At 48.0% G+C, this 13,524-nt stretch carries 15 protein-coding genes; 7 read left to right on the forward strand and 8 right to left on the reverse strand.

The features are described 5' to 3' along the window. Nucleotides 1–31: 31 nt before the first annotated feature. A complete protein-coding gene (locus Dvar_RS24735; protein ID WP_419655793.1) occupies nucleotides 32–496 on the reverse strand; it encodes a hypothetical protein in 465 nt (154 codons plus the stop codon). 146 nt (nucleotides 497–642) lie between these two features. On the opposite strand from Dvar_RS24735, the gene Dvar_RS24740 reads away from it, so the two are divergent. Further along, nucleotides 643–783 carry a hypothetical protein gene (locus Dvar_RS24740; RefSeq protein WP_419655794.1) on the forward strand — a complete coding sequence of 47 codons (141 nt, stop codon included), beginning with the start codon at nucleotides 643–645 and terminating at the stop codon, nucleotides 781–783. A 73-nt stretch (nucleotides 784–856) separates the two neighbouring features. Here Dvar_RS24740 and Dvar_RS24745 read toward each other — a convergent pair whose 3' ends face one another. After that, complete coding sequence (locus Dvar_RS24745; RefSeq protein WP_419655795.1) at nucleotides 857–1,156, reverse strand: antibiotic biosynthesis monooxygenase family protein; 300 nt, start codon at nucleotides 1,154–1,156, stop codon at nucleotides 857–859. A gap of 533 nt (nucleotides 1,157–1,689) precedes the next feature. Between Dvar_RS24745 and Dvar_RS24750 the strand changes: the two genes are divergently transcribed. Continuing rightward, complete coding sequence (locus Dvar_RS24750; RefSeq protein ID WP_419655796.1) at nucleotides 1,690–2,043, forward strand: hypothetical protein; 354 nt, start codon at nucleotides 1,690–1,692, stop codon at nucleotides 2,041–2,043. 273 nt (nucleotides 2,044–2,316) lie between these two features. Here Dvar_RS24750 and Dvar_RS24755 read toward each other — a convergent pair whose 3' ends face one another. Beyond that, nucleotides 2,317–2,481: a hypothetical protein gene (locus Dvar_RS24755; RefSeq protein WP_419655797.1), complete on the reverse strand. Its 165-nt coding sequence runs from the start codon at nucleotides 2,479–2,481 to the stop codon at nucleotides 2,317–2,319. Between the two features lie 229 nt (nucleotides 2,482–2,710). Then, nucleotides 2,711–4,090: a sigma-54 dependent transcriptional regulator gene (locus tag Dvar_RS24760; protein WP_419655798.1), complete on the reverse strand. Its 1,380-nt coding sequence runs from the start codon at nucleotides 4,088–4,090 to the stop codon at nucleotides 2,711–2,713. Nucleotides 4,091–4,639: 549 nt separating this feature from the next. Here Dvar_RS24760 and Dvar_RS24765 point away from each other — a divergent pair. The 4 genes from Dvar_RS24765 (at nucleotide 4,640) to Dvar_RS24780 (ending at nucleotide 9,827) form a co-directional block, all read left to right on the forward strand. Further along, a complete protein-coding gene (locus tag Dvar_RS24765; RefSeq protein WP_419655799.1) occupies nucleotides 4,640–5,383 on the forward strand; it encodes a class I SAM-dependent DNA methyltransferase in 744 nt (247 codons plus the stop codon). A 258-nt stretch (nucleotides 5,384–5,641) separates the two neighbouring features. Beyond that, nucleotides 5,642–6,841 carry a methionine adenosyltransferase gene (gene metK / locus Dvar_RS24770; RefSeq protein ID WP_419655800.1) on the forward strand — a complete coding sequence of 400 codons (1,200 nt, stop codon included), beginning with the start codon at nucleotides 5,642–5,644 and terminating at the stop codon, nucleotides 6,839–6,841. A gap of 45 nt (nucleotides 6,842–6,886) precedes the next feature. Continuing rightward, nucleotides 6,887–8,326, forward strand: a complete 1,440-nt coding sequence (gene ahcY / locus Dvar_RS24775) for an adenosylhomocysteinase (RefSeq protein WP_419655801.1) — start codon at nucleotides 6,887–6,889, stop codon at nucleotides 8,324–8,326. Between the two features lie 34 nt (nucleotides 8,327–8,360). Further along, the gene (locus Dvar_RS24780) at nucleotides 8,361–9,827 is read left to right on the forward strand and encodes a trimethylamine methyltransferase family protein (RefSeq protein ID WP_419655802.1); all 1,467 of its coding nucleotides are present in this window, start codon (nucleotides 8,361–8,363) and stop codon (nucleotides 9,825–9,827) included. Between the two features lie 219 nt (nucleotides 9,828–10,046). Here the strand turns inward: Dvar_RS24780 and Dvar_RS24785 are convergent, their stop codons facing one another. The 4 genes from Dvar_RS24785 to Dvar_RS24800 form a co-directional block, all read right to left on the reverse strand. Further along, a complete protein-coding gene (locus tag Dvar_RS24785) occupies nucleotides 10,047–10,703 on the reverse strand; it encodes a hypothetical protein (protein ID WP_419655803.1) in 657 nt (218 codons plus the stop codon). Nucleotides 10,704–11,647: 944 nt separating this feature from the next. After that, nucleotides 11,648–12,238: a threonine aldolase family protein gene (locus Dvar_RS24790; RefSeq protein WP_419655804.1), complete on the reverse strand. Its 591-nt coding sequence runs from the start codon at nucleotides 12,236–12,238 to the stop codon at nucleotides 11,648–11,650. After that, on the reverse strand, nucleotides 12,235–12,387 hold the full coding sequence (locus Dvar_RS24795; RefSeq protein WP_419664158.1) for a hypothetical protein: 153 nt from the start codon (nucleotides 12,385–12,387) through the stop codon (nucleotides 12,235–12,237). Before Dvar_RS24795 ends, Dvar_RS24790 begins: the two co-directional genes overlap by 4 nt. A gap of 12 nt (nucleotides 12,388–12,399) precedes the next feature. Beyond that, nucleotides 12,400–12,870 (reverse strand): hypothetical protein, encoded by a 471-nt coding sequence (locus Dvar_RS24800; protein WP_419655805.1) that lies wholly within the window; start codon nucleotides 12,868–12,870, stop codon nucleotides 12,400–12,402. 199 nt (nucleotides 12,871–13,069) lie between these two features. On the opposite strand from Dvar_RS24800, the gene Dvar_RS24805 reads away from it, so the two are divergent. Continuing rightward, a complete protein-coding gene (locus tag Dvar_RS24805; RefSeq protein ID WP_419655806.1) occupies nucleotides 13,070–13,504 on the forward strand; it encodes a MarR family winged helix-turn-helix transcriptional regulator in 435 nt (144 codons plus the stop codon). The last annotated feature ends 20 nt before the right edge of the window (nucleotides 13,505–13,524 follow it).

Consider the following 13,524-nt stretch of genomic DNA (forward strand, 5'->3'; position numbering starts at 1 on the left):
ATGGCAGCAGCCCCGGATCGGCCTGCTGCCTTTATGCGTTTGGGTCGTTGGGTTCCTCAGATCCCGCACGAACGCCCTTGATATTGATATCGCCGTCAATCTCCACCTTAGTGACCTTGACACCGGATCCACTGGAGCGAATGTCAGCGATACTAAGCGACGCACCTTTAATATCTTCAAGACTGACGCCAATAACCTCAACCAATTCTGGTGCTTGATTCACAATGAGTTTTAGGAACATTTCGGTTTGCGCCAACAGGTCCAATTCTTTGTCAACGTTGGCCTTCACAAGATTTTCCTTCAGGGCTGCACTGCGGGCCGGTGAGTCGGGAGCCTGTTCGATTTGTTCGAGGCTCGGAATAATTGCTGGCAGTTTTCGTACGAGGAGCCTTTTTAATGCAGCATAACCGTCCTTAACAACTTGGGTGGTGGTGTCTTTGAGCCCCGCCGCGCCTCCAAGCGCAAGTGCCGTCGATATTGCGGTTATCACATCCATAGTCTTATCCCTCATTGTTGTATAAGGTTGAGCGGTTGCCGAATCTTATTTTAGTAGATTAAGGATAAGAAGTTGCTTTTTTACATCTAAACTATGTCAAGCCACTGTCTGTGTGTCAATACATTTGTGAATACAGGATGTTGTGCATGATGGCCATGGCATTTGGCGATTTTCCTCAATCATTTTTATGGTATATTGGGGTTTTCTCGGTTTCTGGGTCGAAAGGCTTGGCTATCGTTTCAAGCCTTGCGCGGTGGCAGCAGTTCGGTGAAATCAAGGGCTGGTAAAAAAATAAGGGCAGCATCGTTCGCCATGCTGCCCTTTTAATCCAAATCGACGTGAAGCGTTCTTCCCTCCACCTCAATGCGGGTAGAAGCCCAAATCATAAACTTCGTATTCGGTGGACCCGTCGAGGTACTCTTCGAACTTTTCTTCGTTGGCTTTTCTTTGATCACTATTTTTCCAGTCCTTCCATTGGTCTATGCTCCGCCAATTCGATGCAACGATGACCCGGAAAGGATCTTCGTGGTCCCACATGGTCTCGGATGACATGTACCCCGGCTTACCCATGGCACCGTAACGGACCTCCCTGAGCATATTTTGGATTTCGTTAAAATAGCCCTCTTTAAACCTTCTCTTGATCAATACTTTAATAGCCATGGAACCCCCCTTCGTTAGAAGTTAGAAGAAATTAATGCCTCACCTGTCAGGCAAGTCGGCCAGGACTTATTGCAACTTCTTCGAGGTGGTCTAATCGCGGCCATTGGAGATGACAAAATTCGCTTTTGAAGTAATCGAAACGAAAAGGCCGAATGCGGCAAGCTTAAAAAAATGATATCGAAGATAACTCAGACTGTCAACTGGAACGTATCAATGCAGTGAACACCGTATTGCATAAATTAAGCGCCATCATCCTCATTTAAAGAGTGAACAAGCCACAACGCATCAATCACCAGTGCCTTGCATTTGCCAGATAGGCCTGTTTTGTATAAGATGACTTTATCCGTATCAATTATGGATGCAATTTATCACCAACGTTTTAACACTTAACTAAACTGGGTATTAGGATTTTTTCAATTATGCAGGTTTCGCACTGTATTATATACGCTGTTTTGTTTTTTTTCTGTCTTCCCTTCATCTGCCAGGCCAATGCGTTGATTTACCCGGTTTGCGAAATGGTCAGTCCTGAACAGTTGGCAGCCCTTTATCCATCCCCCCTTTATCCGAGTCAGCAAAAAAACGGCTGCCGCTGGAGTGATAAACCAAACGGACGGGCCTACTTTCAAATCGGTATTATTGAAAATTCAAAGAACCTTCGTCAGTTTTTCGAAAAGCAGCTCCCTTCTGGCTATCACCTTGAAAAAATTAAGGATATAGGAAATCGGGGGCTTTATACACAATCCAACGGCTATTTATCGGTGGTTGCCATACGGCAAGGGAATTGGGTATTGGTCAGCACCGTGGATCTTCTCTATATAAAAATGGGTGATGGGCGACAAAACCAGCTTTGGGACATTTTTCGCGGGATATTGAAAAGCCTGAAATAAAGCAGGGCCTCCATCATAGCCCTGCCCTATTTCTTATTGAGCGCAGGTGATGGTTGATGGATTTTCAGCAATCAATTAGAAAGATGATCTTTGATTTTGGCAACGAAATAGCTTAGGGTTCGCGCAAAAATAAATTCACAAATTGTCAGTGTTCAGGCGCCCGCTCAGCAAGGCGCGAAGACAAAGGAATATCAGGCATATTCCGTGTTTTCGCAACGCCGCTGAGCGGGATGGATGGGCGCTGAAAATGTGAAGTTATTTTTGCGCGAGCCCTTAGCTTAAATAGCGGTTTTTTCTGCTTCGCTTTCGTCGCTCTCCCTTCCGCCTGTCGATATCCGGATCAAGCATGGTGTAGACCTGCCGTCGATCCTTTCCGCTCCTTTTTTCAATAAATTTTTCCTCTGTCGAGGTTGGATGGGTGTCAATTCGATCAATCATTTTTCCTTCCCTCTTTCGCTTTTTTGCTTTTGTACTTTGAGTTTTCAGATCCGTCACCGTCCATTCGCAATGGCAATAAAAAGAAGCTTAGCAATCGACATACCATTATTTCGATTTGCGTTTTATACATTGATATTATTTGTAATTTATTTAAATACAGCTAACTTCAGGTTAGATTTTTATGAAGTATATTTCCTAAGCATGGGAGATCTTTTTCCAATTTTACTATTTATGTCAGTTCGTAGGCGGCCAGTTTATTGTACAGTGAACGGCGGCTGATCCCCAAAATGGAGGCGGTACGGCGTCGGTTGTTATTGGTCCATTTAAGTGTCCGAAAAATAATTTCCCGCTCTGCCTCCTTGAGTGTGCACCCGATGGGCAGGCTGATTTTTTCAGGCTGCTTGCGTGTTTTCTGCAAGCGCTCGGGAAGGTGGCTGGGCAGGAGAATCCCGCCGGTGCAGTTCAGGACCGCGCGATGAATCACGTTTTTCACTTCTCTGACATTTCCAGGCCAGTCATAAGATTCCAGGATCGAGACACTATCCGGTGATATACCGACAACATCACGCTGATAATCATCGCTGAACTGTTTTAAAAAATGATTGACCAACAGGACGATATCCCCTCCCCGTTCACGCAGCGGGGGCAGCACAATCTGAAAAATATCCAGTCGAAAGAACAGATCCTCCCGAAATTGGCCCTGTTCAACCGCCTCGGAAAGATTTTCATTGGTGGCGGTAACAATACGTACATTGGCGGAAATGGTACGCGTGCCGCCGATACGTTCAAGTTTGCGGGTTTCCAGCAGACGCAGCAGGCTGATCTGCACCTTTTCGTCGATCGTGCCGATCTCATCCAAAAAAATGGTGCCGCCCTCTGCCTTTTCGAACAACCCCCGGTGACTTTTTGTAGCGCCGGTAAAGGCTCCCTTTTCATAACCAAACAATTCGCCGGCCACCAGTTCCGGTGGCAGTGCCCCCAAATGAATCGGAATAAACCCCTTTTTGTTACGGTCGCTCTGCTGATGAATGGCTCTGGCAACCAGGTCCTTGCCCGTACCGGTTTCTCCGGTAAGCAAGACCGGCATGTCGGTGTTGGCCGCCTGCCGGATCTGCCGATAAACATCGATCATTTTTGGTGAGCCGCCGATCATTTGTTCAAAAGATGTCTTGCGGGCTTCGGACTTGAGCAGCAGGTTCGGCGTGTATTGCGGCTGATGAATCAATGCCGCCTTGATCAACATCTCCAGTTCAACATCCGGAATCGGCAGTTTGCCGTATTGATAGGACCCTCTTTTGAGGGCCGAGAAAACCAGGGACATATCCTTTGATGAGGATAAAAACAGAATTTGGGTGGCGGCACTTTTTTCGGAGATGATATCCAAGTACTCCATGCCTCGAATGCGACCGAAACGGGCCACGCTACCCGTTAGAATCATAATATCAATTTCATTTTCTTCAAAATGCTCAAACCCGTGCTCAATTGTCTGCGCTGCACGGATGACAAATTTTTTTTCACTGCAAATACGCTTTAGTTGACGAATCAGTTCGACGCCGCGCTCAATCACTAAAATGGTTATCTTTTTCTTGGTCGTCTTTATTTCTATCATAATTAATTAACCACACTGGCAGGTTGACGGTTGAACAAGAACGTGAAGGACCAACGGTCCCTCAAGTCACCTTTTACGCACAGTAGATGTGCTTAATGTAAATATATTTTACAGTCAAGAACAAATTCCCCGTCCGCCTCATCTCTGTCTTCATTTTTCCAGTAGCATATCTATTATATTGTTTTTTTGTTATTTTGTTATTTTTTTATTTTTTTGTGGCCTTACAAAAAAGTGAATTGTATTTCAAAAATGTATATTTTTTACACAACAATTGTTAGCTCCTTATGAGGATGTGCATTAATTTCCCATTTCAAAACAATCAATACTGACGATGGATTTCATTTTCATTGCTCACGCCACTCATAAAGATTTTTTATACCTTTATTCTCAGAAGGTTAAACAACTTTCCAAAACATATGGTACGCTTATTGAAGTGGGATAAGCGTTCGGGCAGGCAAAACAATAATATGTCCTTACAAACAAGATGTGCCTATCCAATTGAATTTTCATTAAATAATAAGCTTTAAATACAAAAAGGAGGATATAAAGATGACTACCTGCAATTTGCAGATAGAGTATCCTGACAAATCGTGTGTGTTGGATCAAGATGAGGAATTCTTTCATGTGGTAACCGACGATGGACAGGAACGCATCAAGATACATGAATATGATCGTGTTTACGATATCCCCGGTCTGTATGAAGAAGTTGTCTATAACCGGCTACAATGCGATTCTCCCCAGGTGATCTCCGATTTACTTAAAGATACCCTTCAAGACCATGGCGACGGGCAGGACCCCTTGCGTGTGCTTGATTTTGGTGCCGGAAACGGAATTGTTGGCGAGTGTTTGCGCGAAGCAGTCGACACCGAGGCCATTGTCGGTATCGACATCATCAAGGAAGCAAAGAAGGCTGTCAAACGTGATCGCCCGGAAATTTATGACGATTACTATGTCATGGATCTCAGCCAGCCTGAAAGTCATGATGAAGAAAAACTCAACAATTGGAATTTCAATGCGCTGGTGACCGTGGCGGCGTTGGGTTTCGGTGATATTCCGACGCAGGCGTTCATCAATGCGTTCAATCTGGTTAATAACAACAGCTGGGTTGTTTTTAACATCAAAGACCGATTTTTCAGCGAAGACGATGAGACCGGCTATAATGAAATATTGCAGGATATGATCGGTAACAATCTGAAAGTGTACAAAAAGCACCACTACTGCCATCGTCTCTCCATGGCGGGAGAACCCCTCTATTACTATGCTGTCGTCGGTCGTAAGGAAGTCAATTTCTGACCTGCCCGCCCACTCAATCTGGCTGATCGCTCCTTCGAGCATTTTCTTTCCTGTCGGTGGCACCGTCTGGAAAATTTGCACAAATTACACCGCCAAATGATCGGGTATTTCATGCCGTCCGAAGACCGGCCTTTGTCCTGATTCGTCTGGTATGATTTGTGTCGTTGGGCAAGATGCAGAAGAAATAATGATAAATCAAATAGCAGTATGGAAAAAGTCCTCAATTGGACAATATGCGTTAGACTAGAAAGGATTGTAATGAGTAAAATTAAAGCAGCTCATGTATTTACATCGGAATCGGTTGGTAAAGGTCATCCTGACAAACTGTGCGATATGGTATCAGATGCCGTACTGGATGCATGTCTGGAAAAAGATCACCGCAGTCGAGTGGCTTGTGAAACCATGGCCGGATTCAACCTGGTCGTCAATGTCGGTGAAATTACCTGCCAGGATTTCGAAACCATCGATACGGAAAAAATTGCCAGGCAGACAGTCAAGGACATCGGCTACGATAATCCAGAGCTGCGTTTTTATCATGACTCTTTTGAATATCTGTCAAGAATTCACGGCCAGTCTCCAGACATTTCCCAGGGTGTCACCGAAGGCGAAGGGCTCTATGAAGAGCAAGGCGCCGGCGACCAGGGCATGATGTTTGGCTACGCCACCAATGAAACCCCGGAAATGCTTCCGGTCCCCATTGCCTTTAGCCATCGTCTGCTACTCTCTTTGGAAAAATTGCGAAAGAACAACACCATTGATTATCTTCGGCCGGATGCCAAAGCGCAGGTTTCGGTAAAATATGATGGGGGCCAGCCACGTGAAATCACCTCGGTTGTCGTCTCTCATCAGACGGATCATGTCTCGGCAGAGCGGGTCCGCAAAGATGTTATCGATGTCATCCAGGAGGAACTGTCTCCCTCCGGATTATTGAAGGATGACACCGAATTTTATGTGAACCCCACCGGAACCTTTATCTTGGGGGGACCGTTTGCTGATGCAGGCTTGACCGGACGCAAGATTATCGTTGACACCTATGGTGGGGTCGGCAGTCATGGCGGCGGGGCCTTTTCCGGCAAGGATCCGTCCAAAGTGGATCGATCGGCAGCGTATTATGCCCGGTATGCCGCCAAAAATATTGTCGCCGCGGGCCTGGCCGACAAATGCGAAATTCAGGTCGCGTATGCCATCGGTGTTGCCAAACCGCTGTCCATCAACATCGACACCTATGGCACCGGTCGTGTAGATGAGACGGCCATCCAGGGCATTTTGGAAGATGGTGATCTGTTTGACTTCCGTCCAGCAGCGATCGTCGACCAGCTAAATCTGCTCAAACCCGATGGTTGGAGCTATGCGCAAACCGCAGCGTACGGACATTTCGGACGCGATTGCTTTTCCTGGGAAAAAACCGACAAGGCAGAAGTGCTCAAGCAGATATTCAAAAATATCAAAGCCGCTTAATCTGAAAAAGTATCTACGACAACGAACAACTAAAGGACGACATTAATGCAACACGCACAAGCAAATTCCCTCAAACCATCTGATGCTGCTGCGGAGTATTTGGTAAAAGATATCAACCTTGCTGATTTTGGCCGGCGTGAAATTGAGATTGCTGAAAAGGAAATGCCAGGATTGATGGCCATTCGGGAGAAGTATGGTCCGTCCCAGCCCCTGAAAGGCGCACGCATCACGGGCAGCCTGCATATGACGATTCAAACGGCGGTTCTCATCGAAACCCTACTTGCCCTGGGCGCACAGGTGCGTTGGGCGTCTTGCAATATCTTCTCGACCCAGGATCATGCAGCGGCTGCCATTGCTGCAGACGGCGTTCCGGTGTTCGCCTGGAAAGGGGAAACCCTGACCGAATACTGGGAATGCACACGGCGGGCGATGACTTGGCCGGGTAATCAAGGGCCCCATCTGATTGTTGACGATGGCGGTGATGCCACGCTGATCGCCCATCGTGGTTTTCAGGCCGAAAACAATCCCGCCATCCTGGATGAGCTGACCGACAACAAGGAACTGCGCATCATCAACGCCGAGTTGAAAAAGGGGCTGGCCGAGGACAATCAGTTTTGGCATCGGGTTGTCGCTGACTGCAAAGGCGTTTCCGAGGAAACCACCACGGGGGTGCACCGTCTTCAGCATATGGCCCAAAACGGTGAACTTCTCTTTCCGGCGATCAATGTCAATGACTCGGTCACCAAAAGCAAGTTCGACAATATCTACGGCTGCCGTGAATCTTTAGTGGACGGCATCAAACGGGCCACCGACGTCATGGTGGCGGGTAAGACGGCCGTGGTCTGCGGATTTGGCGATGTGGGTAAAGGATGTGCAGAGGCGTTCTCTGCGCATCGGGCGCGGGTCATGGTCACCGAGATCGATCCCATTTGTGCGCTGCAGGCTTACATGGCGGGATATCCGGTAGTGACCATTGAGCAGGCCCTGGCTGAAGGTGATATTTTTGTCACCGCCACGGGTAACTGCGATGTGATTACCGCCGAGCACATGGCCGGCATGCGCGATCAGGCCATCGTTTGCAACATCGGGCATTTTGATAACGAAATCCAGGTGGATGCGATGGAAGCGATGCCTGGTGTCGAAAAAATCAACATCAAGCCCCAGGTGGACAAATTCCAGTTTCCCGACGGGCACGCTATTTTCATGCTGGCCGAGGGACGTCTGGTCAACCTGGGCTGTGCCACCGGTCACCCGAGTTTTGTGATGTCCAACTCGTTCACCAACCAGGTGCTGGCGCAGATGGATTTGTGGCAAAACGAACAATCAATCGATGTCAGACGACTGTCCAAGGAACTGGATGAAGAGGTCGCCCGCCTGCACGTCGAGAAGTTAGGTGGTACACTCACAAAATTGAACAAGAAACAGGCCGATTACATCAATGTTTCAACGGAAGGCCCGTTTAAACCCGAGCATTACCGGTATTAAACGCTCCGTTTAGGTATTTACCAGGAGGTTTATTGTGAAACAACCCGACGTAACAACTTTTCGCCCGCGCATGCGGGTACTCAACGAAGCGCAGGCCTGGGCCATTCACCATGCGGCCCTTGAAATCCTTGAAAACACCGGTTTCGTTATGAAGCATCCCCAGGTGCAGCAAATGTTGCTGGATGCCGGGTGCCGGATCGACAGTGACGGCCGCACGCTGATGCCGGCCCGCCTGGCCGAGGATGCAATCCAGTCCGCCCCCCGCCAGATCACGCTTTACGACCAGCAGGGCAATCGCTGTATGCCGCTGGTGGACGATAAGTTTTACTACGGGACCGGATCGGACACAATCTTCACTATCGATCTGGAAACGGGTGAGCGCCGTCGAACCCGACTTGCCGATAGCGGCAATTTCGCCAAGCTAGTGGATGGCCTGGAAAATATCGATTTTTCCATGTCCATGGGCAATCCCGAAGATGTTCCCATCGAAGAGATTTATGTGCACGTCTTTGCCGAAATGGTGAAAAAAAGCAACAAACCCATTTGCTTTATCGCCGACAGCGGCAAGGACATCGCCAAAATCCATCAGATTGCATCTCTAATCGCCGGTGGCGATGACGAATTGGCTCGCAAACCGTTTCTGCTCAACTACTCGGAAGCCATCAGCCCGCTGCGCTATCCGCAAAATGTCATGGAAAAACTGGTTTTCTGCGCCCGTAAACGGATCCCCATCTGTCTGCCCTCGGGATGCAATGCCGGCGGTGGCGGCCCTGCGACGTTGGCCGGATCCATGGCCCTGGGCCTGGCTGAAAACCTGATCGGGCTGGTCATTCATCAGTTGACCAATAAAGGTGCGCCATTTCTCTTTGCACCCAACGTCAGTGTGCTGGACATGCGCCATACGGTGATTTCCTATGGCGCCACCGAGTGGAGCCTGACCCAGGCGGCACTGGCCGACATGCGCGATATGATCTACAAGCTTCCCATCTGGGCCTTTGCCGGTTCCACGGATTCAAAGACGGTCGATGCCCAGGCCGGCGCCGAAGGGATGCTCTCGATCATCACGTCCATGCTCTCTCGCTGCAACTTCATCCATGATGTGGGATACATCGAATCCGGCCATACATCATCACTGGAGATGGTCACCATGGCCGATGAACTGGTGGCAATGAGCCGCTATTTCGTTGAAGGCATGCGCATTGATGACGACACCCTGGCGCTGGACGTGATTGACCGCGTGGCGCGGGGCGGGAAGAGCAGTTCGGTTTTCATCAGTGATCCGCATACGTTCAAACACTTTAAAACGTCTCTGTTCAACCCTGAGCTTTGCGACCGCAGCCGTCACGAGCATTGGAGCAACAACGGCGCCAAGGATATGCAGCAGCGCTGCAATGAAAAAGCCAAACAGATTCTGGCCGACCATCAGGTGACGCCCAAATCCGATGCCGTCCTCGAAGGCATTCAGGCGGTCCTGGACAGCAAGGAAGAATTGCGTAACTAATTTTTATCACAGCGGGGATTTCAATTCTGTTTGTGTTTTTAGTATGGTCTGACGCTGGTTAATGCTTTTGCGATTTTACCAAACCCATCAGTCAGATAGCAGGCCCTGTGGGAAGTCCCCCATTCCCCAGGGCCCTTCCTATATGTGGGAAATTTAGGAATCAATAATACCCAACGCAGGCACGCTGGTATTTTGGTACCGGATTGAATTATCTTATCGCTATAAAGTCAAAACTTTATCTAATTTATCAGTCATGATATCGATGAAAAGTTGCCCCAATGGAGAAAGAAAATAACTAATTTTATCACCACCGTTCATTTCTCCACCACCTTGAAACCTGATAAAACCTGTCATAGCAAGGTTTTCCTTTGTATTTTTGAGGAATTCATCACTTGCATCAGCAATTCCAAGTAAAGCATTAAGATCATCTATAAAAGCAAGGTCAATTGCGGAAGAAAGCCTTCTGAATTGTGAAAATGTTATTTTATTGGATAGATAGCAAGCAAAGCATTTCCCTACCATGTCAGGCTTTTCAAGGTTATCCAGACGTTCTAAGATCAGGACCAATGTTTGTCCGACCTTCCTCTTCAAGTTCGGATCATTTCGGATTTTTTCCTCGAACGCTTTATTTTGCTCTTTTGTTACGTCTTTCAATCTAAACAGAAACCTTGCAACCTTTGCCAAGAAAATGCGATTTCGCATATCAAGGCTATCTTTGAATATTCTCGCGATAACACCAACAACAGGGAGCTCTTTTATAAAATCCTTATCCAAAAACTGGTCGAGTCCGATTTCTGAAATTTCAAATGCAATATCGTCAAGATCAGGACTATAAACGCTATCAACTAACTGATTAGGAAGTTTATGAAGTTCCATGTTCAGGCCCTCTGTTAATCGAGTAGAAAATTGATATTCTATCGACGTCTTAATAACACATTCCGAATAGGGACATAAAATGGACGATTTAAGCCTATGATCGTAGTTGGAACCAATTCTTTATCAGCAAATTAGGATTTCACATATAAAGTTTACTTTTCACCGGTGGAAGTTGTCAATTGTTGTGACAGATGGTTCTTGTGGTAATCGTTATAGATGTCTGCTGCTTTCGACAGTTTCATTGCCGACCTCCTGTTCATTTTGGGTTTAAAAGCGCGGGCTATGCGGCCCATGTACAACCATGATAAATAGGTGCAGGGTACATCTTCAAGAACACTTATTTTTTATAAACGGGGTAATTCAAATTTTAGTATGCATGAATATTGGTAAGCATGGTCATACGATCGGTCATTGTTGCCTCCCAGAATTTGCCCCCCTGACGGGGTTTCCGATCTCACCGCATCTTCCCGGCGGCGGGATCTTGGAACCGCGTTAGATGTCTTCCCGCATAGGCGACTATAGCGGAAAGCTCGACAATCGCCCAGTTTAGGCTTTTATGATCCAGATCAAACAGCGATATGTATCTGGGTATAATTCTTTTGTCGTCCAAGGGCTAAAAATCAAATCACATAATACGATGTACCTGCTTGAGACTTTCGAAAACAAGAGTGGTCATTTCGCCGCCTTCGAGCAACCGGAGCTATTTATCAATGAGTTGCGCGACTGCTTTCGCCTGATGCGCTGAGCGGATTAAGTGTCAGGTAATTAAAGGTTCTTCACTGAATCAAGCACAAGATTGCAGAATTTTGTACAATCTTCGTCTCTCGTTTCAAATGAAGTTACAAGACGTACGAGAACTTCATTATCCTGCAGGACAACGCCCTGTGGCAGTGCTTCGATGTACCACTCGTGAAATTCGGCACCTGCATCGCGCAACGGGTCAGCTATCGTTTTGGGCATTTCAAGAAAAATTCCGCTGGCGGGCAACCCAGGGAAGCGACGGCATTTGCGAAACGCGCACCATCCATGTGGACAAATAAACCGTTCGCTTTACAAACATCACTGAGTGCTCGGACTTCGTCTGGGGTATAAACAAGGCCGACTTCACTTGCCTGCGTGATGCTTAATGCCCTCGCCTGAGGATTGTGGGGTAAATCTCTTCCCGCATTTTTAAAATAGTGATCGAAATGCTCTGCCGTAATCTTCCCGGATCCGTTCGAAATGGATACCATACGGGCGCCGCCGGTGAAAAGCTCGGGTGCTGTCGATTCATCGAGCAAAATATGGGCTTGATGATGGCAAAGAATTGCCTCCCATGGTTGTACAAGGCAAGACAGGGCCAGGGTGTTCGCTGCGGTCCCGGTAGATACAAAATAGGCTTCCAATTCGCAGTCAAACGTTCGCTTCAGCGCATCGATTGCCTGCTTTGTCCATTGATCATTGCCGTACCCTTGCGTATAGCCCCTATTGGCAACTGTCATCATTTCCAGAACGTTAGCGGATGCCCCGGTCTGGTTGTCACTACCGAATATCATTTATTGTCTCCTTGGATTCCAAATAATTCGGCGGCGTTTTTACCGGACAGCCGTTGCAGCGCGTCAATTCCAATATCGCATTTTGCCAAGGCCTTGAGCTCCCTGTCCCAGGCATAGGGGATATTCGGAAAATCCGAGCCATACAGAATCCGGTCCGGCCGTTAGCGATTGAGATGGATGGTTTCTCCGTGCTGGAAGTAATCGGTGTTCATGTCAAAACATTGTACATGCGCGTGGAGTTTGATCCGCCCTGCTCCCGCGTCAAATGCTTCCTGCAAGATCGTTTCGGCATTTTTTTCTCCCGGATACACGGTGGCCAGACCCGTCACGCGCCCTTCGAAAGCGACACATTCTTGCAGCATATATTGATTCAGTTGTCTGGCAATGCCGGGCTTGTGGGCATACTGAAGCGCTACGACATGCTGGATCCCGTGCGACAGCAAAAAGTCGAATATTTGGGACGTCGTCATCCGATACCGGATCGGCCAGGCATTTTCATCGAACCATTTCCAAATGGAGTTAAAGATGTCGCGGGGAAAAACATGGACATGGGCGTCAATCACAGGCGGCAACCCGGCCGGAACCCATACGCCTTCCGGATCGTTCAACGACGGCATGTTGGTTTTTAGCATCGCGGTGCCTCCATGCGTTTGGCAGCTGTTGGGTGGCTCACCCGTTGAATCGATTCTGGTGGTTACCCATTATCTCCATCCATGCTAAGTCGAGTTTGAACGATTTTCCACTGACATTTTTTGGTACGCAAGTAAAGATTCGGATTGACAGACGATGCGGGACAATATATTTGTATGTACAAACATTATTGAGGTGCAAATGACACAAACAGCGAACATCCTGCATCACTGTCTCTACTTTACGGCCAACACCCTGACGCGCGTGATCAGCCGCATGGCAGACGAAGAATTCCGGCCCACCGGCCTTTCGCCCTCGCACGCCTTCCTGATGATGCTGGTCAACGACCGTCCCGGAATAGGCCAGAAGGAACTTTGCGGGCAGCTTCATCTGGCACCCTCGACGGTTACCCGCTTCATCGATGCGATGGTTCACAAGGGCTACCTCACTCGGCAGACCGACGGTAAACTCTCGCGAGTGTATGCCACAGACGCCGGCCAGGCGCTTCAGGCGGATATTGCCAACGCCTGGGCAAGGCTTCACCATCGTTACGCCAAAATACTGGGGCTCAAGTACGGCGATGCTCTGACAGCGATGATCGATGATGCCAGCCTGAAACTCAGCGAAGCGGAATAATTTTTTTAGATTTTTTATTT

The organism is Desulfosarcina variabilis str. Montpellier (assembly GCF_048565275.1).
Lineage (GTDB): Bacteria > Desulfobacterota > Desulfobacteria > Desulfobacterales > Desulfosarcinaceae > Desulfosarcina > Desulfosarcina variabilis.